The organism is Gordonia tangerina (assembly GCF_021556435.1).
GTDB classification, from domain to species: domain Bacteria; phylum Actinomycetota; class Actinomycetes; order Mycobacteriales; family Mycobacteriaceae; genus Gordonia; species Gordonia tangerina.
In genome coordinates this window covers 266,113-289,203 of record NZ_JAKGCU010000002.1, presented here as the reverse complement: position 1 = coordinate 289,203, position 23,091 = coordinate 266,113, and the positions used below count along the sequence as shown (strand labels likewise).

Annotated in this window: 22 protein-coding genes; 18 read left to right on the top strand and 4 right to left on the bottom strand. The window is 68.7% G+C overall.

Translation table 11 applies throughout. From position 1 onward, the window contains the following. The first annotated feature begins 14 nt into the window (after window positions 1-14). The 3 genes from cobO to L1892_RS04515 are packed head-to-tail and all read left to right on the top strand — an operon-like array spanning window position 15 to window position 3,715. Complete coding sequence (gene cobO, locus L1892_RS04525) at window positions 15-632, top strand: cob(I)yrinic acid a,c-diamide adenosyltransferase (RefSeq protein WP_235722245.1); 618 nt, start codon at window positions 15-17, stop codon at window positions 630-632. A gap of 30 nt (window positions 633-662) precedes the next feature. Next, window positions 663-2,096, top strand: coding sequence for a cobyrinic acid a,c-diamide synthase CobB (locus L1892_RS04520; RefSeq protein ID WP_235722244.1), 1,434 nt, complete (start codon window positions 663-665; stop codon window positions 2,094-2,096). Continuing rightward, window positions 2,093-3,715: a GAF domain-containing sensor histidine kinase gene (locus L1892_RS04515; RefSeq protein ID WP_235722243.1), complete on the top strand. Its 1,623-nt coding sequence runs from the start codon at window positions 2,093-2,095 to the stop codon at window positions 3,713-3,715. The genes L1892_RS04520 and L1892_RS04515 overlap by 4 nt, the downstream gene beginning before the upstream one ends. A gap of 3 nt (window positions 3,716-3,718) precedes the next feature. Here L1892_RS04515 and L1892_RS04510 read toward each other — a convergent pair whose 3' ends face one another. Beyond that, window positions 3,719-4,405, bottom strand: coding sequence for a response regulator (locus L1892_RS04510; protein ID WP_235722242.1), 687 nt, complete (start codon window positions 4,403-4,405; stop codon window positions 3,719-3,721). Window positions 4,406-4,555: 150 nt separating this feature from the next. Between L1892_RS04510 and L1892_RS04505 the strand changes: the two genes are divergently transcribed. From L1892_RS04505 to L1892_RS04490, 4 genes are all read left to right on the top strand, one after another. Continuing rightward, a complete protein-coding gene (locus L1892_RS04505) occupies window positions 4,556-5,566 on the top strand; it encodes an acyl-ACP desaturase (RefSeq protein ID WP_235722241.1) in 1,011 nt (336 codons plus the stop codon). After that, the gene (locus tag L1892_RS04500; RefSeq protein ID WP_235722240.1) at window positions 5,563-5,826 is read left to right on the top strand and encodes a hypothetical protein; all 264 of its coding nucleotides are present in this window, start codon (window positions 5,563-5,565) and stop codon (window positions 5,824-5,826) included. Before L1892_RS04505 ends, L1892_RS04500 begins: the two co-directional genes overlap by 4 nt. 82 nt (window positions 5,827-5,908) lie before the next feature. Next, on the top strand, window positions 5,909-7,195 hold the full coding sequence (cobA, locus tag L1892_RS04495) for a uroporphyrinogen-III C-methyltransferase (RefSeq protein ID WP_235722239.1): 1,287 nt from the start codon (window positions 5,909-5,911) through the stop codon (window positions 7,193-7,195). A gap of 74 nt (window positions 7,196-7,269) precedes the next feature. Beyond that, a complete protein-coding gene (locus tag L1892_RS04490; protein WP_235722238.1) occupies window positions 7,270-8,790 on the top strand; it encodes an MFS transporter in 1,521 nt (506 codons plus the stop codon). A gap of 30 nt (window positions 8,791-8,820) precedes the next feature. Here the strand turns inward: L1892_RS04490 and yaaA are convergent, their stop codons facing one another. Next, window positions 8,821-9,561 carry a peroxide stress protein YaaA gene (gene yaaA, locus L1892_RS04485; RefSeq protein WP_235722237.1) on the bottom strand — a complete coding sequence of 247 codons (741 nt, stop codon included), beginning with the start codon at window positions 9,559-9,561 and terminating at the stop codon, window positions 8,821-8,823. A 60-nt stretch (window positions 9,562-9,621) separates the two neighbouring features. Here yaaA and L1892_RS04480 point away from each other — a divergent pair, with 60 nt between their 5' ends. Beyond that, window positions 9,622-11,349 carry a proline--tRNA ligase gene (locus tag L1892_RS04480; protein ID WP_235722385.1) on the top strand — a complete coding sequence of 576 codons (1,728 nt, stop codon included), beginning with the start codon at window positions 9,622-9,624 and terminating at the stop codon, window positions 11,347-11,349. A gap of 137 nt (window positions 11,350-11,486) precedes the next feature. On the opposite strand, the gene L1892_RS04475 is transcribed toward L1892_RS04480, so the two are convergent. Together L1892_RS04475 and L1892_RS04470 are read right to left on the bottom strand one after the other, a co-directional pair. Beyond that, on the bottom strand, window positions 11,487-11,921 hold the full coding sequence (locus L1892_RS04475; RefSeq protein ID WP_235722236.1) for a ferritin-like domain-containing protein: 435 nt from the start codon (window positions 11,919-11,921) through the stop codon (window positions 11,487-11,489). After that, a complete protein-coding gene (locus tag L1892_RS04470) occupies window positions 11,918-12,466 on the bottom strand; it encodes a hypothetical protein (protein ID WP_235722235.1) in 549 nt (182 codons plus the stop codon). The genes L1892_RS04475 and L1892_RS04470 overlap by 4 nt, the downstream gene beginning before the upstream one ends. A gap of 158 nt (window positions 12,467-12,624) precedes the next feature. On the opposite strand from L1892_RS04470, the gene rimP reads away from it, so the two are divergent. The 10 genes from rimP to L1892_RS04420 all read left to right on the top strand — a co-directional run bounded on the left by rimP (window position 12,625) and on the right by L1892_RS04420 (window position 23,091). Beyond that, the gene (gene rimP, locus L1892_RS04465) at window positions 12,625-13,170 is read left to right on the top strand and encodes a ribosome maturation factor RimP (RefSeq protein ID WP_235722234.1); all 546 of its coding nucleotides are present in this window, start codon (window positions 12,625-12,627) and stop codon (window positions 13,168-13,170) included. Window positions 13,171-13,357: 187 nt separating this feature from the next. Continuing rightward, complete coding sequence (gene nusA, locus L1892_RS04460; protein ID WP_235722233.1) at window positions 13,358-14,395, top strand: transcription termination factor NusA; 1,038 nt, start codon at window positions 13,358-13,360, stop codon at window positions 14,393-14,395. Window positions 14,396-14,439: 44 nt separating this feature from the next. After that, entirely contained in the window at window positions 14,440-14,799 is a 360-nt protein-coding gene (locus L1892_RS25000; protein ID WP_372474959.1) for a YlxR family protein, read from the top strand. 104 nt (window positions 14,800-14,903) lie between these two features. Further along, on the top strand, window positions 14,904-17,708 hold the full coding sequence (gene infB, locus L1892_RS04450) for a translation initiation factor IF-2 (RefSeq protein ID WP_235722232.1): 2,805 nt from the start codon (window positions 14,904-14,906) through the stop codon (window positions 17,706-17,708). A gap of 90 nt (window positions 17,709-17,798) precedes the next feature. Further along, window positions 17,799-18,260 (top strand): 30S ribosome-binding factor RbfA, encoded by a 462-nt coding sequence (gene rbfA / locus L1892_RS04445; RefSeq protein WP_235722231.1) that lies wholly within the window; start codon window positions 17,799-17,801, stop codon window positions 18,258-18,260. Next, window positions 18,257-19,213: a DHH family phosphoesterase gene (locus L1892_RS24845; protein WP_235722230.1), complete on the top strand. Its 957-nt coding sequence runs from the start codon at window positions 18,257-18,259 to the stop codon at window positions 19,211-19,213. The genes rbfA and L1892_RS24845 overlap by 4 nt, the downstream gene beginning before the upstream one ends. A 20-nt stretch (window positions 19,214-19,233) precedes the next feature. Then, complete coding sequence (locus L1892_RS04435; RefSeq protein ID WP_235722229.1) at window positions 19,234-20,580, top strand: MATE family efflux transporter; 1,347 nt, start codon at window positions 19,234-19,236, stop codon at window positions 20,578-20,580. 43 nt (window positions 20,581-20,623) lie between these two features. Then, on the top strand, window positions 20,624-21,391 hold the full coding sequence (locus L1892_RS04430; RefSeq protein ID WP_235722228.1) for an esterase/lipase family protein: 768 nt from the start codon (window positions 20,624-20,626) through the stop codon (window positions 21,389-21,391). A 60-nt stretch (window positions 21,392-21,451) separates the two neighbouring features. Next, complete coding sequence (locus L1892_RS04425; RefSeq protein WP_235722227.1) at window positions 21,452-22,438, top strand: metallophosphoesterase family protein; 987 nt, start codon at window positions 21,452-21,454, stop codon at window positions 22,436-22,438. Further along, window positions 22,435-23,091 carry a 4'-phosphopantetheinyl transferase family protein gene (locus L1892_RS04420; protein WP_235722226.1) on the top strand — a complete coding sequence of 219 codons (657 nt, stop codon included), beginning with the start codon at window positions 22,435-22,437 and terminating at the stop codon, window positions 23,089-23,091. Before L1892_RS04425 ends, L1892_RS04420 begins: the two co-directional genes overlap by 4 nt.

Genomic DNA, 23,091 nt, shown 5'->3' with positions numbered 1-23,091 from the left:
CGCCAGGAGGCAGCGTGCCGCAAGGAGTACCCGACACCATCCCCGACGATGGGCTGACCACCCGGCAGCGGCGTAACCAGCCGGTGCTCGCGGTGCACACCGGCGAGGGCAAGGGCAAGTCGACCGCGGCGTTCGGCATGGCGATGCGGGCCTGGAACGCCGGCATGCGGGTGGCGGTCTTCCAGTTCGTGAAGAGTGCCAAATGGCGGGTCGGCGAGGAGAGCGCCCTCACCGCGCTCGGCGAGGTACACGAACAGACCGGGCGCGGAGGTCCGGTGGAGTGGCACAAGATGGGCCAGGGCTGGTCGTGGTTGCGAGCCAACGCCGATCACGACGACGATCACGCCGAAGCGGCACGCGCCGGTTGGGACGAGATAGCCCGGCGACTGGCGGCGCACGAGCACGATTTCTACGTCCTCGACGAGTTCACCTATCCGCTGCATTGGGGGTGGGTGGACACCGACGCGGTGGTGGCGACCTTGCGAGCACGGCCCGGACGCCAACATGTGGTGATCACCGGCCGCCGAGCGCCGGCCACCCTGATCGACGCCGCCGACCTCGTCACCGAGATGCACAAGATCGCGCACCCGATGGACGCCGGCCGCAAGGGACAGAAGGGCATCGAATGGTGACCAGGTGACACACCGCCGCGGGAACGTCGGATGAGTGCAGTCCCGGCTGTCGTGATCGCCGCGCCTGCCTCGGGCAGCGGCAAGACGACGGTGTCCACCGGTCTGATCGGCGCCCTGCGGGCTGCGGGTCATCGGGTGGCGCCGTTCAAGGTGGGGCCCGATTACATCGATCCCGGATATCACGCTGTCGCCGCCGGCACGGTGGGACGCAACCTGGACCCGAACCTGGTCGGTCCGGAGCTGGTGGGACCGTTGTTCGCCGCGGGGGCGGCCGGTGCCGACATCGCGGTGGTCGAGGGGGTGATGGGCCTGTTCGACGGCCGCATCCTGCCCGAAGAGACCGGTGCCGAGGACCCCGCGGCTTTCGGGTCGACGGCACATGTCGCCCGGCTCATCGGCGCGCCGGTCGTGCTCGTCGTCGACGCCGCCGGTCACAGTCAGTCGCTGGCCGCAGTGTTGCACGGGTTCATCGGGTATGACCCGTCGATCCGCATCGTCGGTGTGATCCTCAACCGGGTCGGCTCCGACCGCCACGAGACCGTGTTGCGACAGGCGTGCAGTCGGGTCGGGCTGCCGGTGGTCGGCGTGCTGCGCCGAGACCCCGGGCTGCAGGTGCCGTCGCGTCACCTCGGACTCATCCCGGCGGCCGAACGGCGCGACGACGCAGTGCGCGCGGTGGCCGCGATGACCGCCACCCTGGGTGCGGCCCTGGATCTCCCGGCGATCGTGGCGGCCGCACAGAGCAGTCTGCGGCCTGCGGTGACGCCGTGGTCGGCCGATGACGCGGTGGCCGCTCACTGTCGGGTCGCCGACGTCGGGGCACGACCGCGCGTGGCCGTCGCCGGCGGCGCGGCGTTCACCTTCGGTTACGCCGAGCACCGAGAACTGCTGACCGCCGCCGGTGCCGATGTGGTGGGTTTCGATCCGCTCGTCGACCCCCTGCCGGCGGACACCGACGCGGTGGTGATCGGCGGGGGATTCCCGGAAGAGCACGCTGAGGCGCTGTCGGCCAACGAACCGTTGCGCAGCGGGCTCGCGGCGCACGCGAGGTCGGGTCGTCCGATCGTCGCCGAATGTGCCGGATTGCTTTACCTCGCAAGCGAACTCGACGGCCATCCGATGGCCGGGGTGCTGGATGTGGCGGGCCGGTTCGGTCCGACGTTGACGCTCGGATACCGCGATGCGGTGGCGGTCACCGATTCAGTTGCCTTCGCCGCCGGTGAACGGGTGACCGGTCACGAATTCCACCGCTCGACGGTCCACGCAGGGGTGCACGCGCCCGATCCGGCGTGGGCGTGGCGCGATCACCGAGGTCACCCGGGCAGCCACGGATTCGCCTCCGGTGCGGTCCATGCGTCCTATCTACATGTGCACCCGGCGGGTTCGCCGGCGGCGGTCGTGCGGTTCGTGGAGCACGCCCGAGCGCACGCCGAACGCACGGAACGTACGGGGCGCGCGGGATGAATCGTGGGTTGAGCGAGGCGCTCGACGCGCTGGCGCGCCACGGCGTCGACGACCCCCGCGTGCTGAGTGACCTCCTCGAGGCCGTGCTCGTCGTCGGCCGGGGTCTCGAACTCGACCGCGCTTTGCAGCGCATCGTGGATGTCGCGTCGCAGGTCGTCGGCGCCCGCTACGGCGCGCTCGGCGTGCGGGGACCCGACGGCGGACTCAGCGCCTTCGTCTACACCGGCATCACCCCGGCCCAGCGATCACAGATGGATCACCTACCGGTGGGTCGCGGCGTGCTCGGCCTGCTCATCGACGAACCGCAGGTGTTGCGGATTCCCGCGCTCGGCGACCACCCGGCATCGGTGGGATTCCCGCCCGGCCATCCGCCGATGTCGACGTTCCTCGGTGCGCCGATCATCATCCGCAGATCCGTGTTCGGCAGCATCTACCTCACCGAGAAACGGACGGCCCCGGAATTCACCGAGGTCGACGAAACCTTGGTGGCGGTGTTGGCCGTGGCCGCAGGGGTCGCGGTGGACAACGCCCGACTGTTCGAGCAGGCCCGGACCCGGCATCGCTGGATGCAGGTCATCGCCCGGCGCGGTTCGGAACCGATGGCGGGTATCGCGTTGGAGGACACCCTGGCACGCCTGTGCGATGACGTCGCCGACCTCACCGCCGCCGTCGACGTCTTCGTGCTGACCGGAGCACCCGGTGGGGTGGAGGTGGTCGGACACACCGGGGCAGCGATCGCCGGCGGCGACCTCGGGGTGACCGCCTTCCCGACGCGGACCGTGGTGCCCGCAGACGAGATCGGTTCGTCGCTGATCCGGCGCGCTGCCCGTTGGGTGACGGTGCAGCCACTGCAACGCGCGGCCGGAACCTTCGGCCGCCTCGTCATCACCCACGCCGACCGGCCACGATGGGATGACGAGGACGCGGCAGGCCTCGCCGGTGTCGCCGAGGTGACCTCGCTCGCGGTGGCCTACGCCGAACAGCAGCAGGTGGCTCGCGATCTCGAGGTGCTCGAGGACCGGCATCGGATCGCGCGGGATCTGCACGATCACGTCATCCAGCGACTGTTCGCGATCGGGATGTCGGTGCAGACGATGTTGGCCGGGGCCGCTACCGACGACGCCGCCCGTGCACGGCTGGAGCAGGTGGTGGCCGACCTCGACCGCACCATCGCCCAGATCCGCACGTCCATCTTCGATCTGCAGACCATTTCTGGCCACCACGACACCGCGACGCTGCGTCGGCGCGTGCTCGACATCGTGTCCGAACTCGCCGCCCAGGCGCCGATCGCGCCGAGCGTGGCATTTGCCGGTCCGGTCGACACCGTCGTCCCCGAACGGCTGGCCCCACACATCGATGCGGTGCTCCGGGAGGGGTTGTCGAATGCGTTGCGACATGCGGACGCTGACCACATCGACGTGTCGGTGACCGCCGACGACGGCGTGCTCACCGTCGCGATCAGCGACGACGGCGTCGGGATCGGAACCGACGTGGTCTACCGCGGTCTGGACAACCTCACCCGCCGAGCCGAGGACTGTGATGGCGTGTTCGAGGTCGCGACGGCGCCCGGCGGTGCCGGTGGCACCACACTTACTTGGACAGTGCCGCTCACCGGGTGAGCCTCAGGGCGCCCGGCCGTCACGCAGTTTGGTCGCCATGACCGCCACCTGGGTGCGGCGTTGCATGTCCAGTTTGGTCAGGATGCGCGACACATAGTTCTTGATCGTCTTCTCCGCCAAGAACATTCGCTCGGCGATCTGTCGATTGGTCAGCCCCTCACCGATCAGATTGAACACCTCGCGCTCCTGATGGGTGAGTTCGGCGAGGGGATCGTGGGCGGGGGCACTGCGGTTGCGGAGTTTGGCCAGCAGCGCCGATGTGCTGCGGTCGTCGAGCAGCGATCCACCCGCACCGACGGCGCGGACCGCTTCGATCAGGTTGTGGCCGAGGATCTGCTTGAGCACAAACCCCGACGCCCCGGCGAGCACCGCCGCGAGCAGCGCGTCGTCGTCAGCGTAGCTGGTCAGCATCAGGCACCCGATCGACGGTTGCGCGGCCCGGACGTCGCGGCAGAGTTCGACGCCGGAGCCGTCGGGGAGGCGGACGTCGAGGACCGCGACGTCGGGCACGGCAGCGAGGATCCCGACCCTCGCCTCACCCACCGTCGCCGCCTCACCGATCACTTCGAGATCGTCGGCGGTGCTCAACAGATCGCGAAGTCCGCGTCGCACCAATTCGTGGTCGTCGACCAGATAGACGCGGGTCGGCGTCGGCCGGGTGGCGCCCTCTGTCGGAACCTCGGGAGGCATGGTCTGACGGTACCGCAGCGCCCCGGCCGGGGCAGTCGCCCGATCCGGCGACCTGCGACCCAGCGCAGTCGGGACTTTCGGCCCACGAGACGCACGGCCACCCGCGAGCAGAGTTGATCGCGTCATATCCGTGTGACCCCGAGGAGAGCGATGACCAGTCTGATCGATCCACCCGCGGTGACCGACAACCGGATGTCCGGGTCGGATCTGCTCCGAGAGTTGTTGCCGGTGTGCGAGACCGAGGTCGACCGGCACATGAAGATGACCAAGGACTGGCATCCGCACGACTACGTGCCATGGGACGACGGGCGCAACTTCGCCGCGCTGGGCGGGGTGGACTGGGACCCGTCGCAATCGCAGCTGTCGGAGACCGCCAAGGCCGCGATGATCACCAACTTGCTCACCGAGGACAATCTGCCCTCGTATCACCGCGTCATCGCCGAGAACTTCAGCCTCGACGACGCGTGGGGATTCTGGGTGGGACGCTGGACCGCCGAGGAGATGCGGCATTCGGTCGTCATGCGCGACTACCTGGTGGTGACCCGCGGGGTGGATCCGGTGGAGCTGGAGAACACCCGGATGGCCCACATGACCCACGGGTTCAACCCGCTGCCCGCTGACGACGGGCAACGCGACCACAGCTACGACATGCTCTATGCGGTCAGCTACGTCAGCTTCCAGGAACTCGCGACGCGGGTGTCACATCGCAACACCGGCAAGGCGTGCGGTGACCCGGTCGCCGACCGCATGCTGGCGCGGGTGGCCGCCGACGAGAACCTGCACATGCTCTTCTACCGCAACATCGTCGCCGGTGCGCTCGACCTGCTGCCCGATCAGACGATGGCCGCGATCTACGGGATCGTCGCCAACTTCCAGATGCCCGGTGCCACGATGCCGAACTTCCGACGCAACGCCGTGCTCATCGCGAAGGGTGGCATCTACGACCTCCCGCAACACCTGTCCGAGGTAGTGATGCCGGTGTTGCGCAAGTGGCGGATCTTCGAGCGCGACGACTTCGGACCGCTCGGCGAGCACTACCGCGACCTGCTGGGCCGGGTCCTCGACGAGATGGACGTCAAGGTCCGCAGGTTCGAGGAGTCGCGTGAGCGGGCCTTGCAGCGACAGCGGGCACGCGGGGTCGATTCGGACGCGCTGCTGTGACCGACACCGACACCGCGGCCCCGATCGCCGAGGCCCCGATCGCCGGCTTCGACACCGCCATCGCCATGGCCGAGGCGGCCAGCTGCGGCAACGTGAGCTGGTGGAACTCGATCCGTATGCAACCCGAGGATCCGGCGCTCGGCGAGTACGCGACATCGGTGCTGCTCGCGGAGCTGCTGCGGTCATCGGCTCACCGTCTCGGAGTTCCGGTCGCCGACGTGTGGGAACTCGCCCGGCGGAGCGGCCGGCTGCCGGGCTGACCGGGTGGCCTGAGCGGGCGGCGAGGAAGGGAGACCGGCACTGGTCGGCCCGACCGATGGAGGGTCGGTAGGCTCGTGGGTCATGTCCTCAGGCGTGTCCGACGGTGCCGATGGTGCCCGTCCCGCAACCGAAACGTCCCCGACCCCCGGGTCGCCGAACGACAGCTCCGGCGGTCACTACCTGGTCGGTCTCGACCTGGTCGGTCGCCGGGTGGTCGTGGTGGGCGGTGGGTCGGTGGCCCAGCGCCGACTGCCCAATCTGATCGCTGCCGGCGCCGACGTCCACGTGATCGCCATCGACCCGACACCCGCGGTCGAGTCCACCGTCGGGATCTCGGTGTCGCACCGAGCCTATGAGAACGGCGACCTCGACGGGGCGTGGTACGTGATGGCCTGCACCGACGACCCGGCGGTCAACGCGCAGGTGGTGGCCGACGCCGAGGCCCGCCACACCTTCTGTGTCCGCGCCGACGACGCGCGCTTCGGCACCGCGGTCACCCCGGCGTCCGGCCGACATCGGGATCTGCAGTTCGGTGTGCTCGCCGGTGGCGACCACCGGATGTCGGCGGCGTTGCGGGCCGCGATCGGCCGGGCGCTGGCCGACGGGTCGCTGCGTGTCGAGGACGACGCACCGCATGCCGCGGGGGTGGCGCTCGTCGGCGGTGGTCCCGGCGATCCCGACCTGATCACCGTGCGCGGCCAGAAACTGCTGGCTCAGGCCGACGTCGTTGTCGCCGATCGGTTGGCGCCCGCGCAATTGCTCGCCGAACTCGGCCCGCAGGTGGAGATCATCGACGCCGCGAAGGTGCCCTACGGCCGCTCCATGAAACAGGACGCCATCAACTCGGTGCTGGTGGAGCGCGCGCAGGCGGGCAAGTTCGTGGTGCGACTCAAAGGCGGCGACCCCTATGTCTACGGACGCGGCTTCGAAGAGGTGCAGGCGTGTGTCGAGGCAGGCGTGCCGGTGACGGTGGTCCCCGGCATCAGCAGCCCGATCGCCGCCCCGGCGTCGGCCGGCATCCCGGTCACCCATCGGGGCGTGACCCACGAGGTCGTCATCGCCTCCGGTCATGTCGCCCCGGATCATCCCGATTCGCTGATCGACTGGCCGGCGATCAGTAAACTGCGCGGGACGCTGGTGCTGATGATGGCGGTCGAACGCGTCGACGTGTTCGCCGATGCGCTCCTGGCCGGCGGCAAGCCGCCTGCCACCCCGGTCGCGATGATCGAGAACGGGTCGCTGCCCACGCAGCGTGTCCTGCGTACCGACCTGGAGCATGCCGCGGCCACCGCCGACGAGCACGGATTGCGGCCGCCGGCGATCGTCGTGATCGGCGACGTGGCCGGATTCACCGACCTGGCGACGTAGCGCGGGCACAACCGACCGAAACGGGCCAACGGCGATTGGCATATTCGGGGCGCCGGACGGTACCGTCGAACTTTATGTCAGCCCCCGAAACGTCGAGCCCCGTGCACGCCGGCGTGCCGGCCTACCGCAACGTCTTCGGGCCCGCGATCCTGGTGCTGAGCGGAATGCAGCTGCTCATGGTGCTCGACGGCACCGTGGCCGCCCTCGCGTTGCCCAAGATCCGCGATGCGCTGTCGCTCTCGGAGTCCGGTGCCAACTGGATCATCAGTAGTTACGTCCTCGCATTCGGCGGGCTGATGTTGCTCGGCGGCCGTCTCGGCGACGCGTTCGGGCGAAAGCGGATGTTCGTCATCGGTGTGGTGGCCTTCACCGTCACCTCGCTGCTGTGCGGTGTCGCATGGAACGAGGCCAGTCTCATCGTCGGGCGCGCCTTGCAGGGGGCCTCGGCGGCGATCGCCGCGCCGACGGCGATGGCGCTGGTCGCGACCACCTTCGCACCCGGAAAGGCGCGCAGTCAGGCGTTCGCCATCTATGCGGCGATGACCGGCGTCGGCTCGGTCGCCGGACTCATTCTCGGTGGCGTCCTCACCCAGGTGTCGTGGCGGCTGGTGTTCCTCATCAACGTGCCCATCGGGGTGCTCGTCGCCGTCGGTGCGGTCGCGGTACTGCGCGAGTCGCAGGGTGAGCGGTTGTCGCTCGACATTCCCGGCGCGATCCTCGGCACACTCGGCTGCACCTTGCTGGTGCTGGCGGTCAACGAGGGACCCGACGGGTGGGCGCGCCCGCTGGTGGTGGGATCGTTCATTCTCGGTGGCCTCGCCCTGACCGCCTTCGTCATCGTCGAACGACAGGCCGCCAATCCGATCCTGCCGTTTGTGTTGTTCGACAATCGCAGCCGTGTCGCCGCGCTCGTCGCGATCTTCTTCGCCAGCATGATCATGATGTGCATGGCGGTGTTCATCTCGCTGTATCTGCAGGGCATTCTCAAGTACTCGCCGATCCAGAGCGGGATGGCCGTGGTGCCCTTCGCGTTCGGCCTCGGCATCGCGGCCGCCATCGCCTCGAAGCTGGCGCTGATCATCCAGCCTCGGTGGCTGGTGTTGCTCGGTGGCGCGATCATCCTGGCCGGCTGCCTGTACGCATCGTCGATCGCCACCGGCAGTCCCGGATACTTCCCGAGCATCGGCCTGCCCGTGGTGGTGATCGGTTTCGGTGTCGGCTTCGCCGTCATCCCGCTGACCCTGTCGGTCGTCGCCGGAGTGGGCCCCACCGAGATCGGCCCGCTGACCGCGCTCGCCCAGGTGGCGCAGAACCTCGGTGGTGCGATCGGTCTGGTGGCCGTGGGCGCCGCAGTCACCTCGCGGGCGCTGTCGGAGGGTGGCACCACCCGGCCCGTCGAGGAGATGAACCCGACCGAACTCGCCGCGCAGGCCAGCGGCTACGGTCTCGCCTTCGCCTGCTGCGCCGGGATCGCAGTGCTCGCCGCCGTGGTGGTGCTGTTCATGCGGTTCACCCCGGAGGAAGTGGCCGAAGGTCAGGCGGCGCAGGAAGCCGCCAACGCCAACCTCGACGTCGACGAGCGCACCCAGCACTGAGGCCGCTGGCCCGGCGGCGGAGTGCTGCGGTCAGTCGGTGATAACCACGATCTGCTCGGAGCCCTCGATCTCGACCCGCTGGCCCGCGTCGGACAACACGGCGGCGAGACCGTCGACGTCTCGCACGTTTCGGCGAGTGTGCACCAGGGCGCGGGCCATCAGCCCTTTGTAGTGCTTGTTGAAGTGGCTGACCACTTTCCGGCTGCCGTCGGCGGCCTCGGTCACCACGGTGGCGGTGACGGCGTCGCGAACCGGGCCGAGTTGCTGATACACCCCGGACCGTAGGTCGACGATGAAGTCGTCCACAGCGGCGAGACTGTTCGACAACTCCGGCTTCCAGACCGACGCCAGCGTCGACATGCCGGGCAACTTGGAGCCGCCCGACAGCCGGTACGCCGGAATCATGTCGCTGGCACGGACCACGCCGAACAATGCCGAACCGATGGCGAGGCGTTCGCCGGCTTTGGTCTTCTGTGCGCGGGTCATGGCACCGTGGTCGAGTGCGTCGTAGAGCACCCCCGTGTAGCGCTCGATCGCCGGTCGGGTGGGGGCGAGCCACAGATCCGCGTTGCGGTCCACCTCCGCCAGCTGGGTACGGCCCAACCCGAGGGCGGCTCGGCTGGCGTCGAGATCTGCCGACAACTCGACGAGCGACTCGGCGATGCGTTTGCGGATGGGATTGAGCTCCGGAAACACCAGGGTGTCCAGGTCGAGCGGCGCACCACGCCCACCGTCGGATTTGGTCTCGGAGGGAGGGAGGATGACGAGCACCGCAACACCATAACGAGCCGCAGATCGGCACGTCTAAGCTGGTCACCTGTGATCACTCGCATGTCGACGCTGTTCCTGCGCACACTCCGTGATGACCCGGCCGACGCGGAGGTCCCCAGCCACAAACTCCTCGTCCGGGCCGGCTATGTCCGCCGAGCGGCGCCCGGGGTGTACAGCTGGCTGCCGCTGGGTCTGCGGGTGCTGCGCGCTGTCGAGCAGGTGGTGCGCGAGGAGATGGACGCCATCGGGGCGCAGGAGATCCTGCTGCCGGCGCTGCTGCCGCGCGACCCTTACGAATCCACCGGGCGATGGACCGAATACGGCGACAACCTGTTCCGGCTCAAGGACCGCAAGGGCGCCGACATGCTTCTCGGACCCACCCACGAGGAGCTGTTCGCGCAGTTGGTCAAGGGGGAGTACTCCTCCTACAAAGATCTGCCGGTGATCCTGTATCAGGTGCAGACGAAGTACCGCGACGAGGAGCGGCCCCGTGCCGGCATCCTGCGTGGGCGCGAGTTCGTCATGAAGGACGCCTATTCGTTCGACCTCGACGACGACGGGTTGAAGAAGGCCTACACCGCCCACCGGGAGGCGTATCAGAAAATCTTCCGGCGCCTGGAGGTCGACTACGTCATCGTCGCGGCCACCTCCGGGGCGATGGGCGGCAGCGCGTCCGAGGAGTTCCTCGCCGAGAGCGAGGTGGGCGAGGACACCTTCGTCCGGTGTGTGGAATCCGGGTACGCCGCCAATGTGGAAGCGGTGGTCACCCCGGCTCCCGAACCGATCCCGTTCGAGGGTCTGCCGGAGGCCGAGGTCCACAACACCCCGGACACCCCGACCATCGACTCACTCGTGCGGTGGGCCAACGCCACTCTGGACGGCACGTTCGGCGGACACGACACTTTGAAGAACGTGTTGGTCAAGGTGCGCCAACCGGGCGGCGACTGGGAGATCACCGGTATCGGTGTGCCCGGCGACCGTGAGGTCGACATGAAGCGTCTCGAGGCGGCGCTCGAACCGGCCGAGGTGGAGATCCTCTCCGACGAGGATTTCGCCGCGAACCCGTTTCTCGTGAAGGGATACATAGGACCGAAGGCACTGGCGGCCAACGGCGTCCGTTTCCTGGTTGACCCGCGGGTGGTGGACGGCACCTCCTGGATCACCGGCGCCGACCAGCCTGGCAAGCACTTCGTGAACCTCGTCGCCGGACGCGACTTCACCCCGGACGGCACGATCGAGGCAGCCGAGGTCCGCGACGGGGACCCGTCTCCGGACGGCAAGGGGCCGCTGGTCTCGGCCAAGGGCATCGAGATCGGCCACATCTTCCAGCTCGGTCAGAAGTACACCGATGCCTTCGAGGTGGATGTGCTGGGCGAGAGCGGAAAACCGGTGCGCCTCACCATGGGCTCTTACGGCGTCGGGGTCTCGCGCCTGGTCGCCGTGATCGCCGAACAGTGCCACGACGAAAAGGGCCTGCGGTGGCCTTGGTCGGTGGCACCCTTCGCGGTCCACCTCGTGATCGCAAACAAGGACGAGGCCGCCATCGCCGGCGCCCACCAGTTGGCCGAGGATCTCGACGCGGCAGGGTTGTCGGTGCTGCTCGACGATCGCAAGGCCTCGCCGGGCGTGAAGTTCAAGGACGCCGAACTGCTCGGGATGCCCGTGGTCGTCGTGGTTGGCCGCGGATATGCCAACGGCACCATCGAGATCCGCGACCGCTTCACCGGGGAGGCCACCGAGGTGCCGGTCGACGACGCCGTGACACGGGTGACCGAGGCTGCCCGGTAGGCCGGGGGCGCGGTCGCCGGGTCAGGTGATCGCCGACAACGGATCGATCCGCGCACGCGATCGGCATCCGCGCACGTCGCGACATGCGCGGATGCGCAGCGGGTGCGCGTCGTGGGTGGCCCGAGCCTTCATCCGGATCAGCCGGCGCGTCCGGGGAAGGGGACGGTGACCGGTGATTCACGCAGTGCTACACGCCAATTGGCCGCGCGCACCGATGATTCGGTGAGTCCGTCGAGTCCCGTGCGGCGCGCCGTGGCATCCTCGCTCTGCTCGATGAGCGCGCGATAGGCGACCGTGCAGTCGACTTCGGCGGCGAGGAGCGCCTGGACCGCCGTCACCGAATCATCGACATCCACGGGCAGTATGTAGCCGGCGGCCGCTTGCGGTGCCGTCGCGCCGGCCGCAGTCAGCGCAGCCACCAGTTCGTTGCGTCGAACTCGATGGGCGGCAACGTATTCCGCCACCATCGAACGCCGTGCAGTGGAAACGTAGGCGGTCGACACGCCGTAGGTGAAGATCGCGGCGTCCTCGGCATCGACGGCGGCAGCAAGTGCGTCAGTCGGGGCGGTCATGCGAGCTGTACCTCCACCATGCTCGTCACCGAGGCGCTGATCGCGCCGGCGAGTCCGGCCGGGTAACCGTTCAATGACACCGTCGCGTCCGCGGAGGTGCGTGCCGATTGCTGTAGCAGCCCGCGCATCCCGGCAACCGTGGAGACGGTCGGAACAGGCGCCGACGGAGCCGGGGCCGTCCCCGACGTCGGAGTCCCCGGCGTCGACCCCGATCCTGCAGCTCCCGCCGTGCCGAGGCGTGCGGCGGTGCGTTCGTCGAGTCGGGTGATCTCCTCGCGCAGGGCCTGGGCGTGCTCACCGCGTTGGTTCGCGACCACCCCGAGGGCATTGCTGTACTCCGGCACCTGCGGAGCCAATGCCTGCGCGGCAGCCTGATCGGCCAGCGCAGCATCGGCGAGCGGTGCCAGGGCGGCGGCGGTGATCTGATCGGCAGTCGGGCCTCGGTCGCAGGCCACCACCATGGATGTCGCGACACCTCCGGCTACGACGACCAGACTGCCGCGCAGGACCGAACGGCGGGGGAGGGGAGTGGTCACGCGAGACATGATGCCAGCAGACTTCCCGCTTTCGAGCACGAGCCGGTCGGCTGGTCGTCGGTGCCATCACGATGGTCTACGATGGGCCACTGCACACGAGCGGTCCATCACCGCCGTGACCATCAGTCCACAGCATCGTCGCGACAACTGAAGACGAGGAGGCGCTTGTGCCGCTCACCGCCGAACAGGTGCACCGACTCGTCGAATCGGTCGTCACCGCCGAGGGCTTCGACCTCGAGGATGTACATGTCACCGGCTCCACCGGCCGGACCGACGTCAGCATCGTCGTCGACCGCGATGGTGGCGGCGAACTCGACGTCCTCGCCGACCTCAGTCGACAGATCTCCGACGTTCTCGACGCGGCGCCCGAGACCGCTGACGCCGCCTACGTGCTCGAGGTCACCTCGCCCGGTGTGGACCGCCCCCTCACCCTGCCCCGGCATTGGCGGCGCGCCACCGGCCGCAAGGTGTCGGTTGACTACGTCGATGCCGCCGGTGCCCCGGCGCACCTCGATGGTCGGGTCGGATCGGTCGATGAGGACGCGGTGGAGATCGTCGTCAACAACCGTGGTCGCCTGAGTGCCATGCGGGTGATGCTGGAGTCGGTGACCAACGCCGTGGTGGGCGTGGACTTCTCCCGCCCGAGTTCCGCCGAACTAGAGCTGTGTGGCCTCAAGGCCGACGAAATCGCGCGGCGTCGCCAGGCGCCCTGAGCGGACACACCACCACCGACGCATTCACAAATCGCGTGTAACTGCGCACAATCAAATCGGACAACAGAACGCCCGAACGCAAGCGGACAGCCCAAGCAAGTGAACAGCCCAGACAAGTGAACAGCCCAGACAAGTGAACAGCCCAGACAAGTGAATAGGAGCCACAAATGAATAGGAGAACTGCCAGATGAACATCGACATCAATGCGCTGCGCATGATCGAGGCCGACAAGGGCATCTCCATCGAGACGGTGATCACCGCGATCGAGACCGCCCTGCTGACGGCCTACCGGCACACCGATGGCTTCGCGCCGCACGCCCGCATCGACGTGAATCGCAAGACCGGTGCGGTGCGGGTGCTCGCGCAGGAGCTCGACGACAACGGCGATGTGGTCCACGAGTGGGACGACACCCCGGAGGGTTTCGGCCGGATCGCCGCCACCACCGCACGTCAGGTGATCCTGCAGCGCCTCCGCGACGCGGAGAACGAGAAGAACTTCGGCGACTTCGCCACCCACGAGGGTGAGATCGTCGGTGGCGTCGTGCAGGCGGACGCCCGCGCCAACGCCCGCGGGATGATCGTGGTGCAGATCGGCAGCGACGCGAACAGCGCCGAGGGGGTCATCCCGACCGCCGAGCAGGTGCCGGGCGAGACGTACGAGCACGGCGACCGCATCAAGTGCTACGTCGTGGGCGTTTCTCGTGGACCGCGTGGGCCGCAGATCACGTTGTCGCGCACGCACCCGAATCTGGTGCGCAAGTTGTTCTCGCTCGAGGTCCCGGAAATCGAGGACGGATCGGTGGAGATCGTCGCTGTCGCCCGGGAGGCCGGACATCGCTCGAAGATCGCGGTGCACACCGGCGTGAGCGGACTCAACGCCAAGGGCGCGTGCATCGGACCGATGGGGCAGCGGGTCCGCAACGTGATGAGCGAACTGGCCGGCGAGAAGATCGACATCATCGACTACGACACCGACCCGGGGGTGTTCGTCGGGAATGCATTGTCGCCGGCGAAGGTTGTCTCGGTGGAGGTCGTCGACCTCGCCGCCAAGGCCGCACGAGTCGTGGTACCCGACTATCAGTTGTCTCTGGCGATCGGCAAGGAAGGCCAGAACGCTCGACTCGCTGCCCGGCTGACCGGCTGGCGGATCGACATTCGGTCCGACGCCGATCCGGCGCCACCGGCCGCGCACAGCGGCCGTCCGGGCCTGTCGCACGCCGACTGAGCAGCCGGTTGTCCGAGAACACCTACGGCGCGCTAGACTGATCGATGGTTCAGCGAAGACTGTTGACGCCACCCCCGGATCGAAGCGAGCAGGACGGTTTCGCCCACCTCGGGCCGGTCCGGATGTGTGTCGGCTGTCGCAAGCGCGCCGAAGCAGCCGATCTGGTCCGGGTTGCCGTCCGACAGGACGACAACACGCCACAACTGGTTGTGGACGTCGCGCGAACCGTGCCGGGACGAGGTGCCTGGTTGCACCCGCGGAGGGACTGTGTGACCGCCGCGGTGCGACGCAAGGCGTTTCCCTCGGCGCTACGGGCCCCCGGTCTGACCGTGGACCCCGACGACCTCGCCGAAGCGATCGGCGAGATCACCGAAGAAGATGGCCGTCGCGGCCGGAACAGGTAGCAGAAGACTATGAGCACACCGTGAAGTACCCACGATGAGCGCGTATCGGACGTAAACCGAGGTCGTAGCGGGCAGCCCGCTCGACCTCACAAGTGAGGAGAGCAGTGGCAGGCAAGGCCCGCGTGCATGAACTGGCCAAAGAACTCGGCGTGACGAGCAAGCAGGTGCTCGAGCGACTGAAGGAGCAAGGCGAGTTCGTCAAATCTGCGTCGTCGACGGTGGAGGCCCCAGTGGCCCGTCGACTCCGCGAATCATTCCCCAAGTCCTCCGGGTCCAAGGAAGGCGCCAAGTCGGCGCCCAAGCCCGGCGGTGCACCCAAGCCCGGCGCCAACGGCTCCGGCGCCAAACCCGGACCGGCACGGCCCGGCCCCAAGCCCGGCGCACCGACCCCGGGCCCGTCCCCGGCCGCGGCGGCCGACGCCACCCCGGCCCCGTCGTCGACTCCGTCTCCGGCCCCGGCCCCCACGCCGTCCCCGGCGAAGCCGAAGCCCGCCCCGGCTCCCAAGCCGGAAGCTCCGGCCGCGAAAGACGCCGGCAGCGCTCCCGCGGCCCGACCCGGCCCGCGTCCCGGTCCCAAGCCCGGCCCGCGCGCACCGCGTGTCGGCAACAACCCGTACTCATCCGCGCCGGCGCCCGCTCCACGGCCGCAGGGTCCTCGTCCCGGTCCGGGGCAGGGTGGCCCGCGTCCCGGCGGCGGTCGGCCCGGGGCCGGTGGACGCCCAGGTCAGGGTGGCGGTCGTCCCGCTCCCGGTCAGGGCGGACCCCGTCCCAGCCCCGGTAGCATGCCCCCACGCCCGAGCCCGGGCGCGATGCCGAGCCGTGCGGCGCGTCCGGACGCCGGACGTCCCGGTCGCGGCGGACCCGGCGGTGGTGGCGGCCGTGGTGGCGGCGGCGGAGGCGGCGGCTTCCGTGGCGGCCCCGGCGGTGGCGGCGGCGCGCCCGGCGGTTTCCGCGGACGCCCAGGTGGCGGCGGCGGTCGCGGTCGCGGCGGTGCCGCGGGTGCGTTCGGTCGTCCCGGCGGTGCCCCGCGCAGAGGACGCAAGTCGAAGCGGGCAAAACGCGCCGAGTACGAGAACATGCAGGCTCCGGCCGTCGGTGGCGTTCGGCTGCCGCGCGGCAACGGCGAGACCATCCGTCTCGCTCGTGGTGCCTCGCTGTCGGACTTCGCCGACAAAATCGATGCCAACCCGGCATCGCTGGTCCAGGCGTTGTTCAACCTCGGCGAGATGGTCACGGCGACCGAGTCGGTCAACGACGAGACGCTGGAGCTGCTCGGCTCGGAGATGAACTACACCGTCCAGGTCGTCAGCCCCGAAGACGAGGATCGCGAGCTCCTGGAGAGCTTCGATCTGTCCTACGGCGAGGACGAGGGCGGCGAAGAGGATCTCGAGCAGCGTCCGCCGGTGGTCACCGTCATGGGTCACGTCGACCACGGCAAGACCCGACTGCTCGACACCGTGCGCAAGGCCAATGTCCGTGAGGCGGAGGCCGGTGGCATCACCCAGCACATCGGCGCTTACCAGGTGAACACCCACCTCAACGGGGACGATCGTCTGATCACGTTCATCGACACCCCGGGTCACGAGGCGTTCACCGCCATGCGTGCCCGTGGCGCGAAGGCCACCGACATTGCGATCCTCGTGGTCGCGGCCGACGACGGCGTCATGCCGCAGACGGTGGAGGCGGTCAACCACGCCCAGGCGGCCGACGTGCCGATCGTGGTCGCGGTCAACAAGATCGACAAGGAAGGCGCCGACCCGGCCAAGATCCGCGGTCAGCTGACCGAGTACGGCCTGATCCCCGAGGAGTACGGCGGCGAGACCATGTTCGTCGACATCTCGGCCAAGCAGGGCGACAACATCGACGCGCTGCTCGAAGCGGTCCTGCTGACCGCGGATGCCTCGCTGGATCTGCGGGCCAACCCGGACATGGACGCCCAGGGTGTCGCGATCGAGGCACACCTCGACCGTGGTCGCGGACCGGTGGCGACCGTGCTCGTGCAGCGCGGCACCCTCAAGGTCGGCGACTCGATCGTCGCGGGTGACGCCTACGGACGTGTCCGCCGCATGGTCGACGAGCACGGCGACGACGTCGCCGAGGCGCTACCGTCGCGTCCGGTCCAGGTCATCGGATTCACCTCGGTGCCCGGCGCGGGCGACAACCTGCTCGTCGTCGAAGAGGACCGCACCGCCCGGCAGATCGCCGACCGGCGCAACGCGCGCAAGCGCAATGCGCTGGCCGCGCGCAGCCGTAAGCGGATCAGTCTGGAAGACCTGGATTCGGCGCTCAAGGAGACCAGCCAGCTCAACCTCATCCTCAAGGGCGACAACTCGGGTACCGTCGAGGCGCTCGAAGAGGCGTTGCTGGGGATCGACATGGGCGATGAGGTCTCGCTGCGGGTCATCGACCGCGGTGTCGGTGGTGTCACCGAGACCAACGTCAACCTCGCGGCGGCGTCGGACGCGATCATCATCGGGTTCAACGTGCGTGCGGAGGGCAAGGCCACCGAGCTGGCCAACCGCGAGGGCGTCGACATCCGGTACTACTCGGTCATCTACCAGGCCATCGACGAGATCGAGAGCGCGCTCAAGGGCATGCTCAAGCCGATCTACGAAGAGGTGGAGCTCGGCCGCGCCGAGATCCGGGCCATCTTCAAGTCGTCGAAGGTCGGCAACATCGCCGGCTGTCTGGTCCAGTCGGGCATCATGCGGCGTAATGCCAAGGCCCGCCTGCTCCGCGACAACGTGGTGATCGCCGAGAACCTGTCGATCGCCTCTCTGCGGCGCGAGAAGGATGACGCGACCGAGGTCCGCGAAGGCTACGAATGTGGTCTCACGCTCACCTACAGCGACATCAAGGTCGACGACGTCATCGAGAGTTACGAATTGCAGGAGAAGCCGCGCGACTGAGTCCGCCGCGACAACCCACCTCCCCTTCGGTCCGCGTGCCGCTGCGCGCGCGGACCGAAGGGGAGTAGTTTCCCAGTGGAAAGGACCATCATGGTTGATTCGGCACGAGCCGCCCGCTTGGCGAAGCGCATCTCGTCGATCGTCGCCTCGGCGATCGGCACCGAGATCAAGGATCCCCGGCTCGAACACGTCACCATCACCGACGCACGGGTCACCAACGATCTGCACTATGCGACGGTGTTCTACACGGTGATGGGCGAATCGATCGACGCCGAACCCGACTACGAGGCGGCCGCAGCCGGTCTGGCGAAAGCCACCGGCATCCTCCGCTCCAAGGTCGGCGCCGGCACCGGGGTGCGGTTCACCCCGACGCTGACCTTCGTGCTCGACACCGTGCCCGATGCCGCGCGTCAGATGGAGGAACTCGTCGCACGGGCGCGCGCCAACGACGAACTGGTAGCCCGGCAGGCGGCGACCGCCACCCCCGCAGGTGAGGCCGACCCCTACCGCCACGACGACGACACCGCAGACGAGGACGGTTCCCAGGAGTGACGGCCGCGACCAGCACGGCGGTCGCCGGTGCTCTCACCGGGGTATCCGCCGTGACAATCCTCTGCCACGTGCGCCCGGACGCGGACACCATCGGCAGCGGGCTGGCGCTGGGGTTGGCACTGACCCACCTCGGCACCGAGGTGGAGGTCGCGTTTCCCGACACCGTGGCATTGCCGGCGGTATTGGGCGAGCTTCCCGGTAGCAAGCTGCTCGTGCCGGCGGCCGAGGTGGTGGGGCATCCGGTGGTGGTGTCGGTGGACGCAGCCAGCCTGGGGCGGCTCGATGGGCTGGCGCCGGTGTTCTCGGCTGCGGAGTGCTCGGTGACAATCGATCACCATGCCTCCAACAACGGGTTCGGCGACCACGACCTGATCGATCCGGCGGCAGACTGTACCGCTGTGTTGGTGTTGGCGGTGCTCGACGAACTCGGTGTCGAACTCGACGTCGACATCGCCACCTGCCTCTACGCGGGCATCGTCACCGACACCGGCTCGTTCCGCTGGGCCCGACCCGAGTCGTTCCGGGTGGCCGCACGGCTGCTCGACGCCGGAGTCGACGGACGGGCGTGGAGCCGCGCACTGATCGACAGTCACCCGTTCGCCTGGTTCTCCCTGGTGTCGCAGGTGCTCGCGACCGCGCGTCTCGACCCGCACGCCTGCAACGGCGAGGGGATCGTCTATGCGGTGGTGGGTCACGACGTCCTCTCCGCGATGAGCTGGGAGGAATCCGAGAGCGTCATCGACATCGTGCGCACGGCCGTCGAGGCCGAGGTCGCCGCAGTCTTCAAAGAGACCGCGCCCGGAGAATGGGCCGTGTCGCTGCGATCCAAACGCGCCGTGGACCTCGTTCCTATCGTCGCGGCACGCGGTGGTGGTGGCCATCGGCACGCATCGGGATACAGCGACACCGGCACCGCCGACGCCGTCGTCGCGCGACTGGTGGAGTCCCTCTGAGAGAGTCGGACGTCACGAGCGTGCCGCCGTCGACGCCGAGCGGTCGGCGCATCGCGGTGCTCACCGTGTCGGCGCTGGCGGTACTCATCGCGCCGCCGCTGTATCTGCTTCTCGACCTCGCCGTGGTCGGTCGCCTCGGCGGCAACGAACTGGCTGCGCTCGGTGTGGGAACGTTGGTGCTGTCGGTGATCAGCACCCAGCTCACCTTTCTCTCCTACGGAACCACCGCGCGGTCGGCCCGTCGATTCGGCGCAGGCGACCGATCGGGTGCGATATCCGAAGGGGTACAGGCGAGCTGGATCGCGCTCGGAGTCGGTGTTGCGCTGGTGGCGGTGATGTACCCACTGGCGCCGGTGGTGATGCGGGTGCTCGTCGGTACCGGCTCGGCGGATTCGCAACAGGTCGTCGCCGACGGGGCCGGCTGGCTGCGGATCGCCATGTTCGGCGTTCCGCTGATCCTGTTGTCGATGGCCGGCAACGGCTGGATGCGTGGGGTGCAGGACACCCGGCGACCGGTTGTCTACGTCGTGGTCGGGCTGTCGGTGGCGGCGGTGTTGGTGGTCGGTCTGACCCACGGTGTCGGCCCGTTTCCCCGGATGGGCCTGCCTGGGAGCGCCGTGGCGAACCTGGTGGGACAGGGCCTGACGGGGCTGCTGTTCGCCATCCGGGTGGTTCGTGCGGTCCGTCGGTCGGACACGCCACGGATCGCCCCGGATCGACGGGTGATCGGGGCGCAACTGGTGATGGCGCGGGATCTGGTGCTGCGCAGTCTGTCCTTCCAGGTGTGTTTCCTCTCCGCTGCCGCGGTGGCAGCACGGTTCGGCGTTCACGCCGTCGCGGCCCACCAGGTGGTGCTGCAACTGTGGGAGTTCATGTCGCTGTTTCTCGACTCGCTCGCCATCGCCGCGCAGTCGCTGGTGGGGGCTGCGCTGGGTGCGGGAGCCGTCGGCTCCGCGGTGGGTACGGCGCGTCGCGTGACCGTGGTGTCGGTGGCCGCGGCCGGCGCAGCGGCGGCGGTCTTCGCGCTCGGCGCGGCACTGATCCCGCGGCTGTTCACCTCGGACCCGGCGATCCTCGACGCGATCGAGACGCCGTGGTGGTTCTTCGTCGCGATGTTGCCCATCGCGGGCGTCGTGTTCGCGCTCGACGGGGTGCTCCTCGGGGCGGGTGACGCCCGATTCCTGCGCACTGCCACGCTGGCCGCTGCGCTCGGCGGATTCCTGCCACTGATCTGGTTGTCGCTGGTGTTCGATTGGGGTCTCGCCGGCATCTGGAGCGGCCTGGTGGTGTTCATGGTTCTCCGGTTGGTCGCCGTCGCCCATCGTGTGCGATCGGGTGATTGGCGCCGCACGGGCATGCAGACCTGACCAAAGGGTAAGTTCGTGCCGCGGCTTCGGTTACCCTTACCTCATGTCGATCCGATTCCTCGTCGCCGTCGTGTGCGGCGTGTTCGCGATGTGTCTGTCCACCGGCGCCGTTCCGGCCGGCGCCGTTCCGGCCGGCGCCGCGCCGGCTGCGACGACGCACGTCCTGATCGTCCCGGGGCAGTACCTCGGGGCCCTGCCGTATCAGCCGATGGCCCAGAACCTGACGGCGCGCGGATATCCCACCACGGTCCTCGACCTCCCGGGCGCCGACATGACCGCCGAGGCGAAGCAGATCGGCGCCGCGGTGGACAGACTTCACCGCGAGCATCCCGGGGTCCAGGTCGCCTTGGTCGGTCACAGCATCGGCGGTGTCAGCTCCCGCCTGTATCTCAAGGAGATGGGTGGACACCAGAAGGTGTCCACCTACCTCGCGTTCGGCAGCCCGCAGTACGGCTCGCCGGGCGCCTGTGGCCAACCGGCCGCCCCCGAGGTGTGCCCTGGAACCCCATTCTTGACAGCTTTGAACGAAGGCGACGACACCCCGGGCTCCACGCAGTACTACGGCGTCCGCAGCGCCCGCGAGTGGGTCGACGGCCACCTCGACGGAGGTCAGTGCCGGGTCACTCCGATCCCGGCCAACGAGTCGCTGCCGGCGCTCGGGCTCGAGCACACCTTCGAACCGTTCGACCCCAAGATCTGGGACGTCACGGTCGCGGCCATCACGGGACGCTGCGTCGGCGAGTACGTCACCGAGCCCGACGGTGTGCTCACCTACGAGAAGTCCGCACTCCCCGGGGCGCCGGTCCGCTGACCGAGGCGCGGCGGTCGGGCTGCTCCGAGGTGACCGCGGCCACATCGTTAGGCTGAACGGATGGCGACGTTGTGGGCGATCAGTGACCTCCATGTCGCGCATCGGGGCAACGAGCACATCGTCGACCAGATCCGGCCGCAGAGCAGTGATGACTGGCTGATCGTCGCGGGCGATGTCGCCGAACGCACCGATGACATCATCGACACGTTGCGGCGGCTGCGAACGAGGTTTCACACCGTAGTGTGGGTGCCGGGCAACCACGAGCTCTACACCACCGCGAAGGACCCGCTGCAGATCTTCGGCGTCGCGCGCTACGACTATCTGGTGCAGGCCTGCCGAGACATCGGTGTCGTGACGCCGGAGGACATCTACCCGTTGTTCGACCCCGGCGACGGATCGCCGGGCGTTCGGGTGGTGCCGATGTTCCTGCTCTACGACTACACCTTCCGTCCCGAGGGCACCACCACCACGCTGACCGCGCTGGCGTTGGCCCGCGAACGAAACGTCGTCGCCACTGACGAGTTCTTGCTCTCGCCGGAGCCGTTCCCCACCCGCGATGCGTGGGGTCGGGCGCGCATCGAGTCGACGCGCCGGCGCCTCGATGCACTGGATACCGCCGAACCCACTGTGCTGATCAACCATTGGCCGTTGCGTCGGGAACCCACCGACGCCCTGATGTACCCGGAGTTCGCGCTCTGGTGCGGAAGCGAACTCACTGCCGACTGGCACACCCGGTACAACGCCGCGTGCTGCGTGTACGGCCATCTGCACATCCCGCGGACCACCTGGTACGACGGCGTACGCTTCGAAGAGGTGTCGGTCGGGTATCCGCGCGAATGGAAGCGCCGCGGGCTACCGGATCCCTTGCTGCGGCCGATCATTCCGGACCCAGGGCTCACCGAGGACGACCTGCCCGGTCACGGCGCACGGTTCGAACTGCCGCCGGACTACGAGCAACGCGCCGCCGAGTTCGCGCGCCGCATCGCCGAGCGGCGCGAGCGTCGGGCCGCACGACCCACCACACGTCCCCAGGAGGGCGACAGATGATCGAACAGCTCGTGCCGAGCGGTGTCGCCGCGGCCGAGGCGTTCGAGGACCCACCGGGCATCGAACCGCTGCCCGCCGAACGGTCCCTGATCGAACGGGCCGTGGAGAAGCGGCGGCGCGAGTTCACCACCGCGCGGTACTGTGCGCGACAGGCCATGGGGCAGTTGGGAATCGAACCCGCTCCCATCATGCGCGGTGAGCGCGGGATGCCGGTCTGGCCCGACCGGGTCGTGGGAAGTCTGACCCACTGCGACGGATATCGGGCGGCCGTGGTCGCCTACGCGCTGCAGGTCCGGTCTCTCGGTATCGACGCCGAACCACACGATCGCCTGCCCGCCGGAGTTCTCGAGCACACCAGCCTGGAGGCCGAACGTGCGGTGCTCGCCACCCGCCCGGCCGGAGTGCACTGGGATCGGTTGCTGTTCTGCGCCAAGGAGGCCACCTACAAGGCGTGGTTCCCGCTGACGCAGCGGTGGCTCGGTTTCGAGGACGCCCACATCACGTTTGACCAGACGTCCGAACGGGCCGGCACGTTCACTTCGGCAATCCTCATCGACCCAGCCGCGGTCGATGGTGGGGCGCCGCTGGTGGAACTGCGCGGACGATGGTTGATCGACCAGGGACTCATCACGACGACGATTGCGCACCTCTGA

What these genes read in the sequence shown, in the direction of transcription:
- cobA (WP_235722239.1), top strand. Translation starts at nt 5,909, where the DNA reads ATGTCCTCAGGCGTGTCCGACGGTGCCGATGGTGCCCGTCCCGCAACC.
- L1892_RS04470 (WP_235722235.1), bottom strand. Translation starts at nt 12,466, where the DNA reads ATGTCTCGCGTGACCACTCCCCTCCCCCGCCGTTCGGTCCTGCGCGGC.
- L1892_RS04490 (WP_235722238.1), top strand. Translation starts at nt 7,270, where the DNA reads ATGTCAGCCCCCGAAACGTCGAGCCCCGTGCACGCCGGCGTGCCGGCC.
- nusA (WP_235722233.1), top strand. Translation starts at nt 13,358, where the DNA reads ATGAACATCGACATCAATGCGCTGCGCATGATCGAGGCCGACAAGGGC.
- rbfA (WP_235722231.1), top strand. Translation starts at nt 17,799, where the DNA reads ATGGTTGATTCGGCACGAGCCGCCCGCTTGGCGAAGCGCATCTCGTCG.
- L1892_RS04520 (WP_235722244.1), top strand. Translation starts at nt 663, where the DNA reads ATGAGTGCAGTCCCGGCTGTCGTGATCGCCGCGCCTGCCTCGGGCAGC.
- L1892_RS04475 (WP_235722236.1), bottom strand. Translation starts at nt 11,921, where the DNA reads ATGACCGCCCCGACTGACGCACTTGCTGCCGCCGTCGATGCCGAGGAC.
- L1892_RS04425 (WP_235722227.1), top strand. Translation starts at nt 21,452, where the DNA reads ATGGCGACGTTGTGGGCGATCAGTGACCTCCATGTCGCGCATCGGGGC.
- L1892_RS04510 (WP_235722242.1), bottom strand. Translation starts at nt 4,405, where the DNA reads ATGCCTCCCGAGGTTCCGACAGAGGGCGCCACCCGGCCGACGCCGACC.
- L1892_RS04420 (WP_235722226.1), top strand. Translation starts at nt 22,435, where the DNA reads ATGATCGAACAGCTCGTGCCGAGCGGTGTCGCCGCGGCCGAGGCGTTC.
- L1892_RS04430 (WP_235722228.1), top strand. Translation starts at nt 20,624, where the DNA reads ATGTCGATCCGATTCCTCGTCGCCGTCGTGTGCGGCGTGTTCGCGATG.
- L1892_RS04480 (WP_235722385.1), top strand. Translation starts at nt 9,622, where the DNA reads ATGTCGACGCTGTTCCTGCGCACACTCCGTGATGACCCGGCCGACGCG.
- L1892_RS04505 (WP_235722241.1), top strand. Translation starts at nt 4,556, where the DNA reads ATGACCAGTCTGATCGATCCACCCGCGGTGACCGACAACCGGATGTCC.
- L1892_RS04515 (WP_235722243.1), top strand. Translation starts at nt 2,093, where the DNA reads ATGAATCGTGGGTTGAGCGAGGCGCTCGACGCGCTGGCGCGCCACGGC.
- L1892_RS25000 (WP_372474959.1), top strand. Translation starts at nt 14,440, where the DNA reads ATGGTTCAGCGAAGACTGTTGACGCCACCCCCGGATCGAAGCGAGCAG.